The sequence below is a fragment of the Cobetia sp. PDI-23MA genome (genome assembly GCF_059507735.1).
Map to the genome: position 1 here is coordinate 701397 of NZ_CM183352.1, position 21226 is coordinate 722622.

Genomic DNA, 21226 nt, shown 5'->3' on the forward strand with positions numbered 1-21226 from the left:
CGGTGCAGAGACTACCCCGTCGCAGCTATCGTCTACAGCCCCATGGCCGAAGAGGTGGAGCGGCGCGGGTCAGCACCGCCGTAGAAGGTGCCGTCGTCGATCATGATCGACTGGATGGCGCCCATGGCGTCCTTGGTCACCACCTTGTGGCCCATCGCCTCGAGCAGGCGGATGGTGTCCTTGCTGATGCCCGCCTCGATACGAATCTCGTCCGGCAGCCACTGGTGGTGGATGCGCGGTGCGCTGACCGCCGACTGGATGTTCATGCCGTGGTCGATCACGTTCATGATCACCTGCAGCGTAGTGGTGATGATGCGCGAGCCGCCGGGGCTACCGGTGACGAGGAAGTTCTTGCCATCCTTCATCACGATGGTCGGGCTCATGGAAGACAGCATGCGCTTGTTCGGCTCGATCTTGTTGGCGACGCCACCGATCAGGCCATAGGCGTTCGGTACGCCCGGCTTGGCGGAGAAGTCATCCATCTCGTTGTTGAGCAGGAAACCTGCGCCATCCACCACGATCCCGGAACCGTAGCTGAAGTTGATGGTGTAGGTGTTGGAAACGACCAGACCATTGCCATCGGCAATCGAGAAGTGGGTGGTCTGATTGGACTCATACGGCTGCGGCTTGCCGGGCTTGACCTCACTGGAGGGCGTTGCCTTGTTCATGTCGAACTGGGCGCGCAATTCCTTGGCGTAGTCCTTGGAGATGATGCCCGACAGCGGCACATCGACGAAGTCGGTGTCGCCAAGATACTCGGAGCGGTCGGCGTAGGCGCGGCGCATCGCCTCGGCCATCACGTGGAGGGTGGCGGCAGAGTTGAAGCCCATTGCCTGGATGTCGTCACCCTCGAGCATGTTGAGAATCTGAACGATGTGCGCGCCGCCGGAGGAGGGCGGGCTCATCGAGAAGATGTCATAGCCACGATAGGTGCCGTGGACCGGCTCGCGGATGGCCGGCTCGTAGGCCTTGAGGTCATCCAGCGTCATGATGCCGTCGTGGCGCTCCATCTCGGCGACGATCAGTCGGGCAGTCTCGCCCTCGTAGAACTCGCGCGCACCATTGGCGGCGATGCGCTTGAGGGTCGCGGCCAGTTCCGGCTGCTTGAACAGCTCACCCGCTTGATAGTTGCTGCCGTCAGGCTTGTAGAACACCTTGGCGGTGCTGTCCCACTTGGCCAGGCGGTCCTTGGCATCGCTCAAGCCCTTGGCGAAGCGCGTCGGAATCACGAAGCCGTCTTCGGCCAGCTTGATCGCCGGGGCGAGGGCCTGCTCGAGGCTCAGGGTGCCGTAGTCTTCCAGCGCCTTGGCAAGGCCTGCGACGGTGCCGGGCACGCCTGCCGCACGGTGGGTGAAGCGTGACCATTCGGAGACCGCCTCGCCATTCTCATCTTGGAACATCGTCTCGCTGGCCGCCGCCGGGGCCTTCTCGCGGTAGTCGATGGCCACCACTTCGCCGGTCTTCTCATCGGACACCAGCATGAAGCCGCCGCCACCGATATTGCCGGAACGCGGCTGGGTCACGGCCAGTGCGAAGCCTGCCACCACGGCAGCGTCGACGGCGTTGCCGCCATTGGCCAGCACATCGCGTGCGACCTGGGAGGCCAGATAGTGGCTGGTCGCGACCATGCCGTGCTTGCCTTCCTGGGGGTGGAAGCGCTCGCCTTCCAGAATCGCGGAAGATTCGGCGAAGGCAGCGGGAATCGCCGTCGGTAGCAGGCCGGCCAGCGGCAACAGTGTGGCGGCGGCGAGGGTCTTCAGCCGCTTGCGTGCGGCAAGGGAGGTGTCAAACATGAGTCGATTATTCCATTTATCGTTATTGGAGTTGCAGCATGGCAATGGTGTCGCGAGTGTCATGTGCTGTCGTGAGTCGTGTCGGCAAGTGTTGCCCTGACGAACTCTTTTACTATCAGTTGCTAATGCAGCAATTTCAACCACCTGATGGCAGGCCTGGTCTTGTCATGGCGAGTGCGAGCGACAGGGGGCTACCCCGAACGGTGTCACACAGCGCCTGTCTTTTGTGAGAGTGTGGCGTAAAATGCCCCTTCCACTTCTCGCTGGCGCCTGATGACATGTCTGAACTACTGCCGAATGACTTCAAGATTGCCCCGTCGATCCTGTCTGCCGACTTCGCCCGCCTGGGGCAGGAGGTCGAGGATGTGCTGGCCTCCGGGGCCGATATCGTCCACTTCGACGTGATGGACAATCATTACGTGCCCAACCTGACCATCGGGCCGATGGTGTGCAAGGCGCTGCGTGACTACGGCATCACCGCCGAGATCGACGCCCATCTGATGGTCACGCCGGTCGACCGCATGATCGGTGACTTCGCCGAGGCCGGTGCCAGCTACATCACCTTCCATCCGGAAGCCTCCGACCACGTCGACCGCTCGCTTCAGCTGATCCGTGATGCGGGCTGCAAGTCCGGTCTGGTATTCAATCCGGCCACGCCGCTGTCCTACCTCGACTACGTGATGGACAAGGTCGACATGATCCTGTTGATGAGCGTCAACCCGGGCTTCGGCGGCCAGTCGTTCATCCCCGGCACCCTCGACAAGCTGCGTGAAGCGCGTCGTCGCATCGATGCCTCCGGCTACAACATCCGTCTCGAGATCGATGGTGGCGTCAAGGTCGACAACATCGCCGAGATCGCGCGTGCCGGTGCCGACACCTTCGTGGCCGGTTCCGCCATCTTCAATGCGCGCAGTGACAGCGATGCCAACCGCTACGACAGCGTCTTGGCGAAGCTGCGTGCCGAGCTTGCCAGCGTCCGCGGCTGATTGCGTGGTGGGCAGGCGCGCCAGTGTCGATGATGCGTCGGCTGAGCAGACCGGCCACGACGCGCTGCCTGCTGTGGCTGTCGAGTGGTCGCTGTATGTGCTGGAGACGACCCAGGGGCGTCTCTATACCGGCATCAGTACCGATGTGGCGCGCCGCCTGGCCGAGCATGAGGGCGGCAAGCGCGGTGCACGAGCGCTGCGCGGCAAGGGGCCTTTGATGCTGTGTTATCAACAGGTGGTCGGCGATCGCTCGCGGGCGCTCAAGCTTGAGTATCGCGTCAAGCAGTTGAGTGTGGCGGCCAAGCGTCGCTTGATCGCCGGTGAGCTTGCGCTGGATAGCCTGCTCGACTGACGGCCTGCCTGATTGAATGCGTGAAACGAAAACGCCCCCAGCGGTCTCCGCTGGGGGCGTTTTGTTGACTGGCGACCCTGCCGGGCAGGCTGTCCCAGTCTCAGTGCAGTTTCATCTTCGGACGCAGGTAACGGTTCAGGCCATCGACCACCACTGTCATGCCGGTCTTGACCACGCCGTGGATCGCCATCTGGTGCATGCGATACAGCGAGGCGTAGAAGAACTTGGCCAGGCGACCTTCGATGAACAGTGAACGCGCCGAGGCACCGCGCATCAGCGAGCCGACGGCGTCGAAGTGCGCCAGCGAGATCAGCGAGCCGTGGTCCTTGAACACGAAGTCCTTGAGCGGCTTGTTGGCCATCGCGGCGCGCAGATTCTTGACCATCAGGCTGGCCTGCTGGTGAGCGGCCTGGGCACGCGGCGGGACGCGCTTGTCATCCGGCTGCGGGCAGCTGGCGCAGTCACCGAGCGCAAAGATGAACTCATCATCGATGCTCTGCATGGTCTGGTGCACCTTGACCTGGTTGTTGCGCTCGGTGGACAGGCCCAGCTCGGACAGGAAGGCGGGCGCCCGGATACCGGCGGCCCAGACGCTCAGGTCGGCTTCGATCAGGGTGCCATCGGCCGTGGTGATACCGCGTGAGTCGGCGCAGGTCACCCGGGTATCGACGTGGATATCGACGCCCAGCCTGGTCAGCTCCTTGGCAACCGGCTTGCCGATGCGTTCCGGCAGGGCGGGCAGGATGCGCGGTGCGGCCTCGATCAGGTGGACCTTGACCTGGCGGTCTTCCAGCGAGGAGAAGCCGTAGCTGTGCAGCATCTTGGAGGCATCAAACAGCTCGGCGGAGAGTTCGACCCCGGTGGCGCCGGCGCCGATGATGGCGACGTTGAGCTGCTGGCGCTCACATTCCTTGCCGTTGGCGCTGAAGCGCAGGAAGGTGTCGAGCATGTCGCGGCGGAATTTCTCGGCCTGCTGCGGGCTGTCCAGGAAGTGGCAATGCTCGGCGACGCCTTCGGTGCCGAAATCATTGGACACGCTGCCCAGTGACAGTACCAGATAGTCATAGCTGAGCTGGCGGGCAGGCAGCAGCACGTTGCCCTTGGCATCGTGGATGGCGGCCAGGGTCAGCTGCTTCTCTTCACGCTCCAGGCTTTCCAGGGTGCCGCGCTGGAACTTGTAGCCGTGGGCCTTGGAATGGCCCTGGTAGGAGACTTCATCGAGACCGGAATCCAGCACGCCGGTGGCCACTTCGTGCAGCAGCGGTTTCCAGATGTGCGTGGAATTGCGGTCGATCAGAATGATCTCGGCTTTCTTCTTGCGGCCCAGCTTGTGGCCCAGTTTGGTGACGAGTTCCAGACCGCCGGCGCCTCCGCCAACGACTACGATGCGGGGAATGGCCATTGAGTGCTCCTGAGAGTGACAAGGTCGAAAAGGACAAGCAGAAACTGGCTGTCGCCGGAGCGTCGGGTCGCGCATTTTTTCGTTGTCACTGGCGCCACACCCGGAGGGACGGTCGACGGAATGGCGCTATGGTAACGTGGCCACTGGCGTGCTAATAGTGGCAAGGTGAAGGAATGTAATTTTTTTACGGATTTTTCCAACAAAACAGATGAAACCATGCGTTGCGTGGATGAATGACGGACGATTCTCATCCCGTGACAGCCGGATTCAGCGGGTGGTCTCAGGAGGCCAGGTGAGCGAAAAGACGGTGATGCAGACTTTTGAAGAGGCGCCTGTCCAGATGGCGCCTCATTCAGCTTCCACACCTTGCGATACCGCGCATGGCGGGGGGGCTCTCGGGGCCCGGCCCGAGCAGGCACAGGGCCTCGATCACGGACTGGCACATCCGGCGTTGCGGGGCATCGAGATGGTGGCCTTCGATCTGGATGGCACCCTCATCGACTCGGTGCCGGACCTCGCCCATGCGATCGACTGCATGCTTGAGCAAGAGGGGCTGACGGCGCTGGGGGAGGCGCGGGTACGCGACTTTGTCGGCAATGGATCGCGGGTGCTGGTGGAGCGCGCCCTGGCAGCACATGGCCTGGCGACCGATGACCTGGCGCGGGTCGAGCAGGCGCATCAGAGCTTCCTGGCACATTACGCCGCCGACCCCAGCTCGCGTACGCGACTCTATCCCGGGGTGCGGGAATGCCTGGAGGGTCTGCGCCAGGCCGGGATCCCGCTGGTGCTGATCACCAACAAGCCGGAGGCCTTCATCGAACCGTTGCTTTCGCACTTCGCGCTGAGCGAGCACTTCGCGCTGGCGCTGGGCGGCGACAGTCTGCCGACGCGCAAGCCGGACCCTGCGCCCCTGCTGTTCGCCGCCGAGCGGCTGGGAGTGCCGCCGCGTCAGGCCTTGATGGTCGGAGACTCGCGCCACGATATCGCGGCAGGCCGCGCCGCCGGCTTCCGCACCCTGGCGGTACCTTACGGCTACAACCATGGCGAGCCGATCTCGCGCAGCCATCCGGATTACCTCGTCGACTCGCTTGCCGAGCTTGTCGTGGCTGACTGAGTCTGGCAGACAGCGCTGCCGCCAGCGACACGCAATGATAGACTGAGCCCCAGACAAGCCGGCCTCGTGCCGGCAACGCACCCTCCGTGGAAGGAACTGCAGGTCATGATGACCCCACAACACTTCGCTGAACTGGCCGAAGCCGGTTACAACCGCATTCCCGTCACCCGTGACGTGCTGGCGGATCTCGACACGCCACTGTCTACCTATCTCAAGCTGGCCGACATGCCGTGGACCTTCCTGCTGGAGTCCGTGCAGGGTGGCGAGAAATGGGGGCGTTATTCCATCATCGGCCTGCCGTGTCGTGAGCGCATCGAGGTGCGTGGCCAGGTGATCTCGCATCTGACCAATGGCGAGCAGACCGGCATGACCGAGGTCGAGGACCCCCTCGACTGGATCGAGCAGTTCCAGACCCGTTTCCGTGTGCCGGTCATCGACGGTGCGCCGCGCTTCAATGGCGGTCTGGTCGGCTACTTCGGCTATGACACCGTGCGCTATATCGAACCGCGCCTGCGGGGTGTCGAGAAGCCGGACCCGCTGGGCGTGCCGGACATCCTGCTGATGGTCGCCGATGAGCTGGTGATCTTCGACAACCTGTCCGGGCGTCTGACGCTGTTGACCCACGCCGACCCGGCAATGCCGAACGCCTACGAGGCCGCTTGCGAGCGTCTCGAACGTCTCGAGATCCAGCTGCGCAGCGCGACGCTGAATACCGTCAGTCCCGGCACCGGCGGCGAGCCGGTCAAGGAGACCGACTTCACCTCCGGCTTCACCGAGGAAGGCTTCAAGGGCGCAGTGGATAAGATCAAGGAATACGTGCTGGCCGGTGATGTCATGCAGTGCGTGCCGTCCCAGCGCATGTCGATTCCCTATCGCGCCGCGCCGCTGGATCTCTACCGTGCACTGCGCAGTCTGAATCCCTCGCCCTACATGTTCTTCTTCAACCTGGATGACCACCACGTCATCGGCTCGTCGCCGGAGATTCTCTCGCGTCTCGAGGATGGCGAGGTCGCTGTGCGTCCGATCGCCGGGACTCGCGTGCGCGGCGCCACCGAAGAGGAAGACTTGGCGCTGGAGAAGGACCTGCTGTCAGACCCCAAGGAAGTCGCCGAGCACCTCATGTTGATCGACCTGGGCCGCAATGATGCCGGCCGCATCAGTCAGACCGGCAGCGTCAAGGTGACGGACCAGATGGTGGTGGAGCGCTATTCCCACGTCATGCACATCGTCTCCAACGTCACCGGCAAGCTGAAGGAAGGCCTGGGGCCGATGGATGTGCTGCGGGCCACCTTCCCGGCCGGTACCCTGTCCGGTGCGCCGAAGATTCGCGCCATGGAAATCATCGACGAGGTGGAGCCGGTCAAGCGTGGCATCTATTCCGGCGCGGTAGGCTATCTCTCCTGGCATGGCAACATGGATACCGCCATCGCGATCCGCACCGCGGTGCTCAAGGATCAGGTGCTGCACGTTCAGGCCGGTGCCGGTGTGGTCGCGGATTCCGTTCCGCAGTCCGAGTGGGATGAGACGCTCAACAAGGGGCGTGCTCTCTTCCGTGCCGTGGCGATGGCGGAGCGCGGTCTGGACAATCTGGACTGATCGACGCGCCGTGCATTTCGGGAGTGACTCGCCAGTGTGGGCGGGTCGTTCCCTGCAACGGCGCATGTGATTGACACTCCTGACAGCTCAACGCACTATTGACCCATGACGCTACGTAACCCGCACGACCTCATCCAGCAGTGGTGGCGCTCCTGACAAGGGGGCGGCTTTCGCATGTCTGAAGTTCGAGGACGTACGACCAGAAGAATGCCGCCGACCAGGGCGGCATTTTTGTTGCTGGACGGCGGGAACGACACCACAGAAGAGCGGGCAGGCCACTGAGTCACGGCGCAGGACCCGCTCCCGAGAATGGACACTGACCATGCAGACATTCACTTCCCAGGATGCCAGCACGCCACGCGTGCTGATGATCGACAACTTTGACAGCTTCACCTACAACATCGTCCAGTATCTGAGTGAGCTGGGCGCGGAAGTGCTGACCGTGCGCAATGATGCCATCACCCTCGAGCAGATCGAGGCGCTCGGCGCTTCACATCTGGTGCTGGGTCCGGGGCCGTGTACGCCCAACGAGGCCGGCATCACGCTGGAAACCATTCATCACTTCGCCGGCAAGCTGCCGATTCTGGGCGTGTGTCTCGGTCACCAGGCCATCGGTCAGGTCTATGGCGGCAAGGTGGTACGTGCCCCTCAGGTGATGCACGGCAAGACCTCCTCCGTGCGTCACGACAACAGCGGTGTCTTCGCCGCGCTGGCCGAGCCGCTGGAAGTCACGCGCTATCACTCGCTGGTGGTCGATCGCGAGAGCCTGCCCGAGTGTCTGATCGTCACCAGCTGGACGGATGACGAGGATGTCACGCCTCAGTTGATCATGGGCCTGCGCCATCGCGAGCTGGATGTCGAAGGCGTCCAGTTCCACCCCGAGTCGATCCTGACATTGCAGGGTCATGAGCTTCTGGCTAATTTCCTGCGCCGTGGCGAGGCTGCGAAAGCTGCTTGAGCGGGCGTTGATCGCAAGAGCTACATCCTATTTTTTCATGCGTCAGCCGCCGAGGCTGGCGCCTGCGGAGACACAACATGCAGATGCGTGAGGCGATTGGCGCCGTGATGCGCCGCCAGCACCTGAGCTACGACGACACTCATGCGGTCATGACGGCCATCATGACCGGCGAGGCGACCCAGGCGCAGATCGGGGCCTTGCTGATGGCGCTGTCGATGAAGGGCGAGACCGTCGATGAGCTGGCCGCCGCTGCCCAGGTGATGCGTGAGCTGATGACGCGCGTCACGGTGCGTGCCACTGATGCGGTGGATATCGTCGGCACCGGCGGTGATGGCGCCAACCTGTTCAATGTTTCCACGGCGGCAAGTTTCGTGGTGGCGGCCGCCGGTGGTCATGTGGCCAAGCATGGCAATCGCAGTGTCTCGTCATCGTCCGGCAGTGCCGACCTGCTTGAATCGGCCGGCATCCATCTGGCGCTGGACGTCGAGCAGGTCGCACGCTGCATCGATGATATCGGGGTCGGCTTCATGTTCGCACCCAATCATCACGCCGCCATGAAGCACGTGATCGGCCCGCGCCGCGAGATGGGTGTGCGTACCATGTTCAACATTCTCGGCCCGTTGACCAATCCGGCCGGCGCCACCCGTCAGGTGCTGGGGGTCTATGATCCGGCGCTGGTACCGCTGATGGCCGAGGTGCTCAAGCGCCTCGGGGCCGAGCATGTGCTGGTGGTGCACAGCGATGACGGCCTGGACGAGATCTCGCTGGCGGCATCGACGCTGGTCAATGAACTCAAGGATGGTGAGATCCGCGAATACCGTATCGCGCCGGAAGACTTCGGTCTCGCGCGCCAGTCGCTGGAAAGTCTGGCGGTGGAGACCTCGGATGCCAGCCTCAAGCTGGTGCAGCAGGCGCTGCGCGGAGATGAGGGCCCGGCCAGCGACATCGTGGCGCTCAATGCCGGCGCGGCTCTTTACGTGGCGGGCATCGCGGACAGTCTCAAGGAGGGGGTCAGCATTGCCGAGGACGTGCAGGCCAGCAAGCTGCCGTTCGAGAAGATGAAGGAGTTGGCAGATTTCACCCGTGTCTACGCCCAGGTCAATGATGAAGGAGCGACCCGCTGATGAGCACCGAGCAGACGACTGACAAGGCATTGCCGACCATCCTGGCCAGGATTCTGGCGCGCAAGGAAGAAGAGATCGCCGAGCGCAGCGCCGCGGTGAGCGAGGCGGACCTGCAGGCTCTGATCGAGAAACAGAGCGCGCCGCGCGGCTTCATCGCGGCGCTGACGTCGCGCATCGACCGTGGCGAGCCGGCCATCATCGCCGAGGTGAAGAAGGCGTCACCCTCCAAGGGCGTGATCCGTGAAGACTTCGTGCCCGCCGAGATCGCCGTAGCCTATGAGCAGGCCGGCGCCGCCTGCCTGTCGGTGCTCACCGATGCCGACTTCTTCCAGGGACATGAGGACTTCATGATCGAGGCGCGCGACGCCGTCTCGATTCCGGTGATTCGCAAGGACTTCATCATCCACCCGTATCAGGTGCTGGAAGCGCGTGCCATCGGCGCCGACTGCATCCTGTTGATCGTCGCGGCGCTGGACGACGCACGCCTGAGCGCTCTGTATCGTCAGGCGCGCGAGCTGAGCATGGATGTGCTGGTCGAGGTGCACGACGGCGAAGAGCTCAAGCGTGCACTGGCGCTGGGCATGGAGCTGGTCGGCATCAACAACCGTGACCTGCGTACCTTCGAGACGTCGCTGGAGACGACGCTGGACCTGCTGACCGACATGCCGCAGGGCGTGCGTGTGGTCACCGAATCCGGCATCCATACCCGTGACGATGTGGCGAAGATGCGCGACGGTGGTGTCCATGGCTTCCTGGTGGGAGAAGCCTTCATGCGCTTTGATGATCCGGGTGAAGGTCTGCGGGGATTGTTCTTCGCGGATTGATAGCCGGTGGTTTGTGTTATTTGTTATCTTATGGATAACAAAACCCCGCATGGTGATGCCATGCGGGGTTTTTCATGCCTGTCTGCTGACTTCTGTATCAAAGCCTGTGGCCGTCATCCTGCTGGAGGTCTATACCCGCCATCAGTCACAGGGTCAGGCGTCTGTCTTGACGCTCTCGCCCCCCTTGCGTGCCGAGAGCAGAGCCTCGGCAATTTCTTCGACCCCGGCGCCATGACTGTGGCGTGTCACCCAGCTGGGCTCCCAGCCCAGTGCCGCGCGGTGCTGGATGATATTGGCCACGCCTACGGTGTGACGGAAGGTCGCGAACATCGGCGCATCATTGGGCGCATCGCCGACGTACATCACCTCCTGCTCCAGCTGCATGCGGTCCAGGCCGAAGGTCTCGGTGAGGACTCGCACCGCCATGCGCGCCTTGTCGAACTCGCCCTGCCACGCATTGATGTGGATTGAGCTGGCGCGCGCCTGAATGCCAGCGGCCGTGAAGCCGGCGATGATGGCACGAATCTCGCTCTGGGCCAGCGGGCCTACCGCCTGACAGTGGTCCACCGCGACATCGGCAAATCGGAAGGGCTGGTCCTGGGCCAGTGCTGCGCGCGGGTGATTGAGCAGCAGCTGGCGAGCGACGGTCATGACATGGCGTTGACGAGCGCGCAGGCGCTGCTCGTCTTCCCACCAGGTGGTGAGGATGCGCTGCCCCTGGCGGCGAAAGGCAAAGGCACCGTTCTCACCGATCACGCTGGCGATCGGCCAGGCGCGCGCGATGTGATCACACCAGCCCGCACAGCCGCCCGTGACGGGAATGACCTTGATGCCGGCGGCATCCAGGCGTTCCAGTGCCGCCAGCGTCGATGCCGCGAGACGCCCCTCATGGGTGAGGGTGTCATCGATATCGGTCAACAGATAGCGGATACCCGACAGGGTGCTGGCAGGACAGTGAGCGAAGGCTTGCATGGTGATTCCAGAAATCCTCAGAAGGTAAGCGGGAGCGCGGCTGTCATCCGTCGTGTGTCCCTTCAGTATCGTCGATGCGTGACGGCTTGCGCGACGCGCCTCGGTTCAGGCGGTGAAGCGCACCGACAGGCTCTGCTGGCTGGCAGCCTCCAGCGCGCTGCGATAATCGGGCTGATGGGGCAGCTCATCGGTGACCAGCAGGTCGATCTCCTCGAGCGGGGCGATGCGGCACATGGCGGCGCGCCCCCATTTGCTGGCGTCGGCGACCAGGATCCTGCGCTGGGCGTGGCCGATCAGTGTACGACTGACCGCGGCTTCCTCCGGGTCGAAATCGAGCAGCCCACCGGTATCGAGACCACCACAGCCGAGGACCGCGATATCGACCTGATGACGCGCGAAGAAGGCCACGGTGGCACTGCCGACCACATCGAGATCCTGTGGGCGCAATTGTCCTTCCGCCAACTGGACAGCGACATCCGGATGGGTCGAGAGCGCTTGGGCCACCTGCAGATTGTTGGTGATCACGCGCAGGCCGCGCCGGGCAAGCAAGGCTTCGGCGACCGCTACCACGCTGGTGCCGATGCCCAGCGCCAGGGTGGCGCCATCGGGAATCTCGGCGACCACGCTGGCGGCCATGGCCTGCTTGGCGGTTCGTGCCAGCATGATGCGCTGGGTATGACCCAGGTTGTAACCGCCCGGTGGGCGCTCGATGCCGCCGTGGCGTCGACGCGCCAGCCCGCGCTCACACAGCACGGCCAGGTCACGCCGGATGGTCTGGGGCGTGACGTCGAAGGTATGGGCCAGCGGGTCGACCGCCAGCTGGCCCTCGCGGGCCAGTCGCTCGAGAATCTGTTGCTGGCGCCTCGTCAGTGCGTCATTGCTCGCGTGTTCGACGCTGCGACTGTCGCGCTCGATGCCCGGGCTCATGTCCGGGATAGCCCTTGCGTAGGGGTGTCGTTCGGCAGAGTGGGCTCGCGATCCTCCTCGCTGAAGATGGCCGGGTCATCGCTGATGACGGCATCCACACCCCAGGCCCAGCGCGGTGCGAAGGCCGCCGCATCATTGGGCGTGTAGCAGAGCAGCTTGTGGCCTCGGCTGGTGACGGCACTGGCCGCGGCGCGAGTCAGGGCGCGCCAGTCGGCATGCACGGAGCTTGCGTTCAGCTCATCGGCCAGGCTCTGCCAGTCATCGGGGATGTCATCGAAGAGCAGGCCGATATGCACCTGTGGGTCGCGTTGACGCGTCAGGCGCAGCGCCTGGGGGTCAAACGACGAGATGATCAGGTGCGAGGGGGGGAGATGGGCGCTGGCCATCGGAATGGCGGCATCGACCAGCGCCTGGGCATCGTGGCCGGGACTGAGTTTGAGCTCCAGATTCAGACGCATGTCCAGGCGCGCGATCAGCTCCAGCGCCTGCTTGAGCGAGGCCATCCGCTCACCGGCAAAGCACGCATTGAACCAGCTGCCGACATCGAAGGTCTGCACGCTGCCCCAATCGAGATTCTTGAGCTTGCCACGCCCATCCGAGCAGCGATTCACGCCGGCATCGTGCCAGATGACCGGTGTGCCGTCGCCCAGCAACTGCACGTCCAGCTCCACCCATTGAAAGCCGGCCTCATGCGCCGCCTGAATGGCGGCCAGGGTGTTTTCCGGCGCATAGGCCGACAGACCGCGATGCGCGATCGCCAGGGGCAGGGACAGAGCGTTGTCGGTTGAGCGTGATGAGTCAGCTGAATGTGACGATGAAGCCATGGTGAATCCTCACAGAAAGAATGGCATGTCTGCCCGCTACGCAGCTGCGGCATCGATCAGTCGAGACGGGACACTGAGGCACAGGCGCGAGACTGATCAGGGCAGGTCCCAAGCATTACCATCCAATGATGACGTTATCAGGGCAAGGGGGTCAGTTGGCCCGCGACGGGATGGCCGCGCCTGCTTGATGACAGCGCTTCACGACGACAGCGGTCATTCGATGGCCGCTGTCGCCTGCTCGCGGGTTGCCAGCCGCTTGCCATCGGCGCCGAACAGGTGGGCGCGCGCCGGAAGGATGGCCAGGCGCAGCGTCTGTTCTTCCGTGACGGCGTGCTCGCCATCCAGTCTCACTACCAGCGGCTCGCTCTGGCCATGCAGTCGGCAGTACGCGAGGGTGTCGGCGCCCAGCGGTTCGACCAGCTCGATGTGCGCCTCAAGCTCCGCGGCCCCTGCGGGCAGGGCATCGCCTGTCTCCAGCATCTGCAGGTGCTCGGGGCGAACGCCGAGGGTCAGCTCATCCCCCATGGTCAGGCCTTCGCCCCGCAGGGCGATGGTTGCGCCACACGGCAGTACGAGGCCTGTCTGTACCTGGGTGGCGCTCAGGAAGTTCATCGCCGGGGAACCGATGAAGCCGGCGACGAACTGACTGGCGGGCTGATCATAGAGCGCCATCGGCGTGCCGAACTGCTCGACATGGCCGCCGTTCATCACCACCAGGCGGTCCGCCAGGGTCATGGCTTCGGTCTGATCATGGGTCACGTAGATGGAAGTGACCTTGAGGCGCTTCTGCAGGCGGCGGATCTCGAGACGCATCTGCACGCGCAGCTTGGCGTCCAGATTCGAGAGTGGCTCATCGAACAGGAAGACCTGCGGCTTGCGCACGATGGCGCGCCCCATGGCGACACGTTGACGCTGGCCGCCGGAGAGCTGCTTGGGGCGGCGGTCGAGCAGTGCGGTCAGGCCCAGCAGTTCGGCGGCCTCGCTGACGCGCTGCTGGATCTCGTCCTTGGGCGTGCGCCGATTCCTGAGGCCGTAGGCCATGTTGTCGAACACGCTCATGTGCGGGTAGAGAGCGTAGTTCTGGAACACCATCGCGATATCGCGCTCGGCGGGTTCCAGGTCATTGACGCGTTGGCCGTTGATCTCCAGATCGCCCTCGGAGATGTCTTCCAGGCCTGCCAGGGTGCGCAGCAGGGTCGACTTGCCACAGCCGGACGGGCCGACGATGACGATCAATTCGCCTTCGCCGAACGCCAGATCGATGCCATGCAGGGCCTTGTAACCATTGGGGTACTGCTTCTTGAGCTGCTTGAGCGCCAGTGTTGCCATGAGTCGTGTATCCAGAGCGGTGGCGTGACGGGCAAGTCTGCCCATCACGGCGTAACGGAATCAGGGGCGGGCGAGGTGTCGCAGGTCGGAGCGCGAGATCACTTCTCGCTGTCCACCAGGCCCTTGATGAAGTAGCGCTGCATGAACAGGATCACCAGCACCGGTGGGCCCATGGCCAGCAGCGTGGTGGCGGTGACGTCCTGCCACGGCACCAGACCATCACCGGTGGTCAGCATGCGCTTGAGGCTGACGACGATGGTCAGGTAATCGGCATCGGTCGTGATCAACAGCGGCCACAGATACTGATTCCAGCCGTAGATGAACATGATCACGAACAGCGCCGCGATGTTGGTCTTCGACAGCGGCAGCAGGATGTCCTTGAGAAAGCGCCACGGCCCGGCGCCATCGATGCGCGCGGCCTCGACCAGTTCCGCCGGAATGGTCAGGTAGAACTGACGCAGCAGGAAGGTCGCGGTGGCGCTGGCGATCAGCGGCAGGATCAGGCCGGCGTAGCTGTCCAGCATGTTGAGGTCGGCCACTACCTTGAAAGTCGGCAGGATGCGCACCTCCACCGGCAGCATCAGGGTGATGAAGATCAGCCAGAAGCACAGCTTGCGGAAGCGGAACTCGAAGAACACGATCGCGTAGGCGGCCAGCACCGAGATGATGATCTTGCCGATGGCGATGCCCAGTGCCATCAGCATCGAGTTGAACAGCAGAGTCATCACGTCGGCGCCAAGACTGCTGACCGGGTCTGCCAGCAGATGACGGTAGTTGTCCAGGCCAGCCTCGCCGATCCAGACGGGGGCGACATTGGAATAGAGGTCACCCATCTCGTGGGTGCTGGCGCTGAAGGCGATCCAGACCGGCAGGAAGAACACTGCGCAGCCGACGATCAGCAGGGCATGGCTTGCGATATCAAGCCCGGGACGGTTGTAGCGCATCAGTACTGCACCTTCTTCTCGACATATCTGAACTGGATCATCGTCAGCACGCCGACGATGACCATCAACAGCACGGATTGGGCAGCACTCGAACCCAGGTCCTGCCCGACGAAACCATCTTCATAGACCTTGTAGACCAGGGTGCGCGTCGAGCCGGCCGGGCCGCCCTGGGTGGTGGCATCGATGGTGCCGAACGTCTCGAAGAAGGCGTAGACCACGTTCATCACCAGCAGGAAGAAGCTGGTCGGCGAGAGCAGCGGGAAGGTGATGGTCCAGAAGCGCCGCCAGGGGCCGGCGCGATCCATCGCGGCCGCTTCCAGCAGACTCTTGGGAATCGCCTGGAGACCGGCGAGGAAGAACACGAAGTTGTAGCTCATCTGCTTCCAGATCGAGGCCAGCACCACCAGCAACATGGCCTGATCGCCATTGAGCTTGTGGTTCCAGTCGATGCCGATGGCGGACAGCAGCTCCGGCAGGATGCCCAGCGTCGGGTCGAACAGGAACAGCCACAACACCCCGGCAACGGCGGGTGCCACGGCGTAGGGCCAGATCAGCAGGGTCTTGTAGGCATGTGCGCCGCGCAGTACGCGGTCCGCCAGCACGGCCAGTCCCAGCGCCAGTGCCATGGCACCGAAGGCCACCGCAAAGGAGAAATAGGTGGTCGTCCATAGTGTCGTGAGGTATTCAGGCTCGCTCAGCACGCTGACGAAGTTGCTCAGGCCGGTGAATTCCCGCGAGAGACCGAAGGCATCCTCGACATAGAAGGCCTGTTCGATGGCCTGGTAGGCCGGCCAGAAGAAGAACACGCCAACGATCAGCAGCTGGGGGGCCAGCAGTATCCAGGGCGTGATGGGGTGTCGATTGAAATGGGCCATGCAGCAGGGGTCTCGCAAGCAAGGAGGGGCTGGGTGGTGCCGTCGGTAGCACGGAGTCGGCAAGTCTCGGCCGTTCCTGCACCATCACGCCGTGAGAGAAGGGAAAGGACACCGGATGTCGGATGCGCTTTCCGCTCTCTGGCGATAGAGAATGGCGGGAGGGCGAGCCCGGCATGGGCCCGCCCCCGGTGTGGCGATGATCAGCCGTTGGCGCGTTCGAACTTCTCGAGCAGCGAATCACCACGCTTGACGGCGTTGTCCAGGCCGTCCTGCACGCTTTCCTTGCCGGAGAAGATCTTCTCCAGCTCTTCATTGATCACGTCACGAATCTGCACCATGTTGCCCAAGCGCAGCCCCTTGGAGTTCTCGGTCGGCGTCGCGGAGGTCATCTGGGTGATGGCGACGTCGGTACCCGGGTTCTCGGCGTAGAAGCCCTGTTCGCGCGTCAGCTCTGCCGCGGCAGTGGTGATCGGCAGATAGCCGGTGAACTGGTGCCAGTCGGCCTGCACTTCAGGCTTTGAGAGGTACTGGAAGAACTTGGCGACACCCTGGTACTCCTCATCGCTGTGACCGGACAGTACCCACAGCGACGCGCCGCCGATGATGGAGTTCTGTGGCGTTTCGATCACGTCGCTGTCATAGGGCAGTGGTGCGACGCCGAACTCGAAGCCCTTGGCGCTTTCCTTGACGCCGGCATAGCTGGCGGAAGAGCCCATCATCATCGCGCACTCGCCGGAGTAGAACTTGGGCGCCGCATCATCGAAGCGACCGCCGAACACGAAGCGCTTGTCGGCCTGCCAGTCATCGAGACGCTGGATGTGATCGACCACGGCGGTCGTGTTGAATTCAAGGCGGGTATCAGTGCCGGCGAAGCCATTGGCCTGGCTGGCGAAGGGCACGTCGTTGCGCGCCGAGAAGTTCTCGAGCATCACCCAGGACGGCCAGGTGGTGGTCAGACCACAGCTGGCGGCGCCGGAATCGACGACCTTCTTGAGCGCAGCGCCCATTTCCTGCCAGGTCTGCGGGAGGGACTCGACGCCCGCCTCGGCCAGCACGTCCTTGTTGTAGTAGGTCACCGGCGTCGAGGAGTTGAACGGCATCGACAGCATCTTGCCGTCGGTATCGGTGTAATAGCCGGTGACGGCAGACAGGTAGGCGTTAGGGTCGAAGGCGGTGCCTTCCTGCGGCGCGAAGTCTGCCATCAGCTGATACACCGGGACGATCGCGCCCTTGGCGCTCATCATGGTGGCGGTGCCGACCTCGAAGATCTGCACGATGTCCGGGCCCTTGCCGGCGCGGAAGGCGGCGATGGCGGAGGTCATGGTCTCGGAGTAGTTGCCCTTGAAGACCGGCTTGACGACGTAGTCGTCCTGGCTTGCATTGAAGTCGGCCGCGATCTCGTCGACCTTCTTGCCGAGCCCGCCCCCCATGGCGTGCCACCATTCCACCTCGGTGGCGGCGAGGGCGCTGGCGGAGGCGGAGGCGAAACCGATGGCCAGCGCGAGGCTGGCGAGGCGACGAGTCGCGGTGGCAGTCGTGCGGGTGCTTGCATGATGAGTCGGGCGGCGCATGGTCAAACTCCTGAGAGGTTCCCCTGGCCAGCTTCCGCACAAAGAAGAAGGACGCTGGCCGCTGACGATCGATGGCGACGATCAAGTGAACATTTTCTTGTTCTTTTGATGATCGTCCGAAAAGCGTAGACGACTCTATAGCGCCCGCTTTACAACTTTGTGACAGGAAGATGTTCATTCGAGCGAGGCTGAACTTGTGACTGAGCAGCCGCCGTGTGGCGCCGCCAGCTCGGCTCGGGCTGGCAAGCGAGGCGCCGGGGGTAACTCAAGGCCGAAATAAGCGGCCGGCGAGCGAGTGTGCTAGTCTTGCGCGCTGAAAATGCCTGTGGCGGAGAACGCGATGAAAGTGGTTGAAGTGAGTGCCGGTGCCCGACGTGATGCCTGTCTGGCGATGCTGTGCGCCGAAGTCCATGGCCGCGAAGGGGGTCTGGATGCGCTGGTGAGTTACGCCGGCGTGCGTGGGGTGTGGTTCGAGAATGAGATGGCGCGCCTGTTCGCGCTGGTCGACGATGCCGAGCGCATCCACTCTGCCGCGCTGCTGGTACTCGACGAGAACGCACGTGGCCTGAATCTGGCGCTGTGGGCGACGCCGACGGTGCATCGCGGTCACGACCACGGCATCGCGCTGGTCTCCCAGCTGGCCGATCACGGTCGCCTGCAGGTACGCATCACCGACAGTTCACTGGTCAGTGTGCTGCGTCGCGCCGGCATCAACGACTGGCTGGAGGCTGAGGCCGAAGGCGATCAGCCGCGCGAGCTGGTCGGCATGAATCCGGCGGCGCGTGTCGGCAATCTGGCAGCCCTCGACGCGCCGCTGCGCCTGGATCGCGAGCGCATCAAGCGCTCCTTCAAGGCGCGCCCGAAGGACTTCGAGGCCTACAAGAACGCCTTCGTGCGTGACCTGGAGCACTTCGCGCGTCATATCTGAGGATGAGATGACGCACGCGAATGGCATGCTCTGCCAAGACAAAGGCCCCGCTCATTGAGCGGGGCCTTTGTGGTTCTGCGATCAGTGATCAGTTCGAGCGTCGATCACGTGGGCGTCGCCAGTAGTGATCAGGCGGCGTCCTGCTGCGGGTTGGAGGCGGTGCCGTCACTCGCCATCGGCTTGCGCACGAAGGCGTCGAATTCGAAGTGGTCGACGGTCAGCATGTCGAGCACCTCGGCTTCGAAGACGCGCATGAAGTCGCCATCCTCTGCTGACAGGATGCCTGCCTCGACCGCCGCTTCGATACGTGCTTCCGGTGACAGGGCATCGGCCGGAATCTCGCCTTTGTGGTAGGCCTTGGCCAGCGCCTTGTAGATCGGCTCGGCGCGCGGATAGTCCTTGAGCAGCGCGTTGTAGCGGGCGAGGGCGTTGTCCTGCTGGCCTTCGTCCTGGGCGTCCCAAGTGTTGTCGGTCAGCTTGGCACGCAGTGCAGTGTCGGTGGAAACGGCACGGGCGACCTCGCGGGTCAGGCTGTCCCTGGGCATGGCGAACTGACGGCCACGCGGCAGGGCGATCACGCGCAGGGCAGTGCCCAGCGCACGGTTGGGCAGGTTGGCGAACAGCTCATCCAGTGCCTTTTCCGCGCGGTGCAGCAGCCACTGCATGCTGTAGTGGAACAGCGCCTCTTCGTGTTCGCAGGCCTCGGATTCGTGCCACTGCTTGAGCGTCAGTGACGCCAGGTAGAGGTTGGAGAGCACGTCGCCCAGGCGTGCCGACAGCATCTCGCGCGCCTTGAGGCTGGAGCCGAGGCTTGCCATGGCTGCATCGGCGGACAGCGAGAAGGCGGCGCTGAAGCGGTTGATGTGGCTGGTGTAGGGCGTGGCGATGGCGTCGAAGCCGGTGGCCTTGCCGCCGATGCCGAAGCTCTGGGTGAAGGCGCGTGCCGCGTTGCCGAAGATCAGGCCTGCATGGCGGAAGAAGGCCTTGTCGAAGGCGTTCAGGTCATCGGCGTCCTTGGCGGCCAGCTCTTCCAGCACGTAAGGATGGCAGCGGATCGCGCCCTGACCGAAGATCATCAGGTTGCGGGTCATGATGTTGGCGCCTTCCACCGTGATCGAGACCGGAGTGCCAGCGTAGGCCACGCCGATGTAGTTGCGCGGGCCAAGCGTCACGCCGCGTCCGCCGTGGATATCCATGCCATCGGCCAGCAGCGAGCGAGCCATCTCGGTCAGCTGACTCTTGAGGATGGCGGAAGGCACCGCCGGCTTGTGGCCGTTGTCGATCATGTTGGCGGTGTGCAGCACGGACGCCTGGCTGATGTAGTTCATCGCGGCCATGCGCGCCAGGGGCTCCTGAACGCCTTCCATCTCGGCCACCGGCAGATTGAACTGACGGCGGATGCGCGCAAAGCCGGCACTCCAGCCCAGCGCGTAGCGCGAGATGCCCGCAGAGCCGGACGGCAGGGTGATGCAGCGACCCACCGACAGACACTCGACCAGCATCTTCCAGCCCTGGCCGGCCATCTGCTCGCCACCGATCAGGTAGCTGAGCGGAATGAAGACATCCTTGCCGAAGATCGGGCCATTCATGAACGGCGCGCCGATCGGGTGGTGACGACGACCGATGTCCATGCCGTCGGTGTCACGCGGAATCAGGGCACAGGTGATGCCGATGTCTTCCACGTCACCCAGCAGGTGCTCGGGGTCGAACATGCGGAAGGCCAGGCCGACCACGGTGGCGACCGGCGCCAGGGTGATCCAGCGCTTCTCGAAGTTCAGGCGAATACCGACGACTTCCTCGCCATCATGCATGCCGCGACACACGATGCCGGTGTCCGGGATGGAAGTCGCATCACTGCCGGCACGCGGGCCGGTCAGACCGAAACACGGGATCTCGCGGCCATCGGCCAGACGCGGCAGGTAATAGTTCTTCTGTTCTTCGCTGCCGTACTTGAGCAGCAGCTCGCCCGGGCCGAGGGAGTTGGGCACGCCGACGGTGACCATCAGTGTCTCGTTGACCGAGAGTTTCTGCAGTACCAGTGACTGGGCCTTGGCCGAGAAGCCCAGGCCGCCATATTCCTTGGGAATGATCATGCCGAAGAACTTCTCGCGCTTGAGAAACTCCCACAGCGCTTCGGGCAGATCGGCACGCTCACGCGCGATCTCCCAGCTGTTGGTCATGCCGCAGGCGACAGAGCATTGATCGTCGATGAAGGCCTGCTCTTCGCTGGAGATGCCGTCGTTGCGCTGTGCGGTCAGGGTGTTCCACTGCGGCTTGCCGGAAAAGAGCTCGGCGTCCCAGAACACGGTGCCGGCTTCCAACGCCACCTTCTCGGTGTCCGAGACCTTGGGGGAGACCTTCTTGAACATCGCGAACAGACGCGGGCTGAGCCACTTGCTGCGCAGGGCCGGCAGGCCACATACCGCGACCAGTGCCGCGCCGATCAGCAGCAGGCAACCCAGCACCGGCGCGTCGACCGCCAGGCCGACGATGCCGATGATGGCGAGAACGCCGATGGCCGCGAGGGCCCCGGCTTCGCGTGCCATGACGGCCAACAGACCGGCAATGGCGACAAGGATGAGGATGAGCTGCGTCATGGCAGGATCTCCGGGTGGCGAGGGATGGTGTCTTTGCATGGTGTTACTACAGCGTAGCAGCCATGCGTTTAGAACGGTTGTTTGAATTGTCTTCAGCCTATCCCATGTTG

General features: G+C 63.6%; 18 protein-coding genes. 8 read left to right on the forward strand and 10 right to left on the reverse strand.

Annotated elements, in window-relative coordinates:
* Positions 1 to 32: 32 nt before the first annotated feature.
* Positions 33 to 1793: a gamma-glutamyltransferase gene (ggt, locus tag AC5WNJ_RS02995; RefSeq protein ID WP_253062242.1), complete on the reverse strand. Its 1761-nt coding sequence runs from the start codon at positions 1791 to 1793 to the stop codon at positions 33 to 35.
* Between the two features lie 278 nt (positions 1794 to 2071).
* Between ggt and rpe the strand changes: the two genes are divergently transcribed.
* Positions 2072 to 2779, forward strand: a complete 708-nt coding sequence (rpe, locus tag AC5WNJ_RS03000; RefSeq protein ID WP_495930375.1) for a ribulose-phosphate 3-epimerase — start codon at positions 2072 to 2074, stop codon at positions 2777 to 2779.
* Positions 2760 to 3131 (forward strand): GIY-YIG nuclease family protein, encoded by a 372-nt coding sequence (locus AC5WNJ_RS03005; protein ID WP_495930376.1) that lies wholly within the window; start codon positions 2760 to 2762, stop codon positions 3129 to 3131. Before rpe ends, AC5WNJ_RS03005 begins: the two co-directional genes overlap by 20 nt.
* A gap of 100 nt (positions 3132 to 3231) precedes the next feature.
* On the opposite strand, the gene AC5WNJ_RS03010 is transcribed toward AC5WNJ_RS03005, so the two are convergent.
* Positions 3232 to 4533, reverse strand: coding sequence for an NAD(P)/FAD-dependent oxidoreductase (locus AC5WNJ_RS03010; protein WP_175090585.1), 1302 nt, complete (start codon positions 4531 to 4533; stop codon positions 3232 to 3234).
* A 466-nt stretch (positions 4534 to 4999) separates the two neighbouring features.
* Here AC5WNJ_RS03010 and AC5WNJ_RS03015 point away from each other — a divergent pair, with 466 nt between their 5' ends.
* From AC5WNJ_RS03015 to trpC, 5 genes are all read left to right on the forward strand, one after another.
* Positions 5000 to 5647 (forward strand): phosphoglycolate phosphatase, encoded by a 648-nt coding sequence (locus AC5WNJ_RS03015; protein ID WP_253062736.1) that lies wholly within the window; start codon positions 5000 to 5002, stop codon positions 5645 to 5647.
* Between the two features lie 108 nt (positions 5648 to 5755).
* Positions 5756 to 7243 carry an anthranilate synthase component I gene (trpE, locus tag AC5WNJ_RS03020; protein ID WP_176678263.1) on the forward strand — a complete coding sequence of 496 codons (1488 nt, stop codon included), beginning with the start codon at positions 5756 to 5758 and terminating at the stop codon, positions 7241 to 7243.
* A gap of 322 nt (positions 7244 to 7565) precedes the next feature.
* Entirely contained in the window at positions 7566 to 8201 is a 636-nt protein-coding gene (locus AC5WNJ_RS03025) for an anthranilate synthase component II (RefSeq protein WP_253062244.1), read from the forward strand.
* A gap of 77 nt (positions 8202 to 8278) precedes the next feature.
* Positions 8279 to 9325, forward strand: coding sequence for an anthranilate phosphoribosyltransferase (trpD, locus tag AC5WNJ_RS03030; protein WP_176676248.1), 1047 nt, complete (start codon positions 8279 to 8281; stop codon positions 9323 to 9325).
* Entirely contained in the window at positions 9325 to 10149 is an 825-nt protein-coding gene (trpC, locus tag AC5WNJ_RS03035; protein ID WP_176676249.1) for an indole-3-glycerol phosphate synthase TrpC, read from the forward strand. Before trpD ends, trpC begins: the two co-directional genes overlap by 1 nt.
* A 153-nt stretch (positions 10150 to 10302) precedes the next feature.
* Here trpC and AC5WNJ_RS03040 read toward each other — a convergent pair whose 3' ends face one another.
* From AC5WNJ_RS03040 to ugpB, 7 genes are all read right to left on the reverse strand, one after another.
* Positions 10303 to 11121, reverse strand: a complete 819-nt coding sequence (locus tag AC5WNJ_RS03040) for an HAD family hydrolase (RefSeq protein ID WP_176676250.1) — start codon at positions 11119 to 11121, stop codon at positions 10303 to 10305.
* 105 nt (positions 11122 to 11226) lie between these two features.
* Positions 11227 to 12048 (reverse strand): DeoR/GlpR family DNA-binding transcription regulator, encoded by an 822-nt coding sequence (locus tag AC5WNJ_RS03045; protein WP_176676251.1) that lies wholly within the window; start codon positions 12046 to 12048, stop codon positions 11227 to 11229.
* Entirely contained in the window at positions 12045 to 12872 is an 828-nt protein-coding gene (locus AC5WNJ_RS03050; RefSeq protein ID WP_176676252.1) for a glycerophosphoryl diester phosphodiesterase, read from the reverse strand. The genes AC5WNJ_RS03045 and AC5WNJ_RS03050 overlap by 4 nt, the downstream gene beginning before the upstream one ends.
* Positions 12873 to 13085: 213 nt before the next feature.
* Positions 13086 to 14201 (reverse strand): sn-glycerol-3-phosphate import ATP-binding protein UgpC, encoded by a 1116-nt coding sequence (locus tag AC5WNJ_RS03055; protein ID WP_253062246.1) that lies wholly within the window; start codon positions 14199 to 14201, stop codon positions 13086 to 13088.
* A gap of 98 nt (positions 14202 to 14299) precedes the next feature.
* Positions 14300 to 15145: a sn-glycerol-3-phosphate ABC transporter permease UgpE gene (gene ugpE, locus AC5WNJ_RS03060; RefSeq protein ID WP_175090578.1), complete on the reverse strand. Its 846-nt coding sequence runs from the start codon at positions 15143 to 15145 to the stop codon at positions 14300 to 14302.
* Entirely contained in the window at positions 15145 to 16020 is an 876-nt protein-coding gene (gene ugpA, locus AC5WNJ_RS03065) for a sn-glycerol-3-phosphate ABC transporter permease UgpA (protein WP_495930377.1), read from the reverse strand. The genes ugpE and ugpA overlap by 1 nt, the downstream gene beginning before the upstream one ends.
* A gap of 200 nt (positions 16021 to 16220) precedes the next feature.
* Positions 16221 to 17591 carry a sn-glycerol-3-phosphate ABC transporter substrate-binding protein UgpB gene (gene ugpB, locus AC5WNJ_RS03070; RefSeq protein ID WP_176676254.1) on the reverse strand — a complete coding sequence of 457 codons (1371 nt, stop codon included), beginning with the start codon at positions 17589 to 17591 and terminating at the stop codon, positions 16221 to 16223.
* A 340-nt stretch (positions 17592 to 17931) separates the two neighbouring features.
* Between ugpB and AC5WNJ_RS03075 the strand changes: the two genes are divergently transcribed.
* Positions 17932 to 18519, forward strand: a complete 588-nt coding sequence (locus AC5WNJ_RS03075) for a hypothetical protein (RefSeq protein WP_176676255.1) — start codon at positions 17932 to 17934, stop codon at positions 18517 to 18519.
* A gap of 128 nt (positions 18520 to 18647) precedes the next feature.
* Here the strand turns inward: AC5WNJ_RS03075 and AC5WNJ_RS03080 are convergent, their stop codons facing one another.
* The gene (locus AC5WNJ_RS03080) at positions 18648 to 21116 is read right to left on the reverse strand and encodes an acyl-CoA dehydrogenase (protein ID WP_176676256.1); all 2469 of its coding nucleotides are present in this window, start codon (positions 21114 to 21116) and stop codon (positions 18648 to 18650) included.
* Positions 21117 to 21226: the final 110 nt, after the last annotated feature.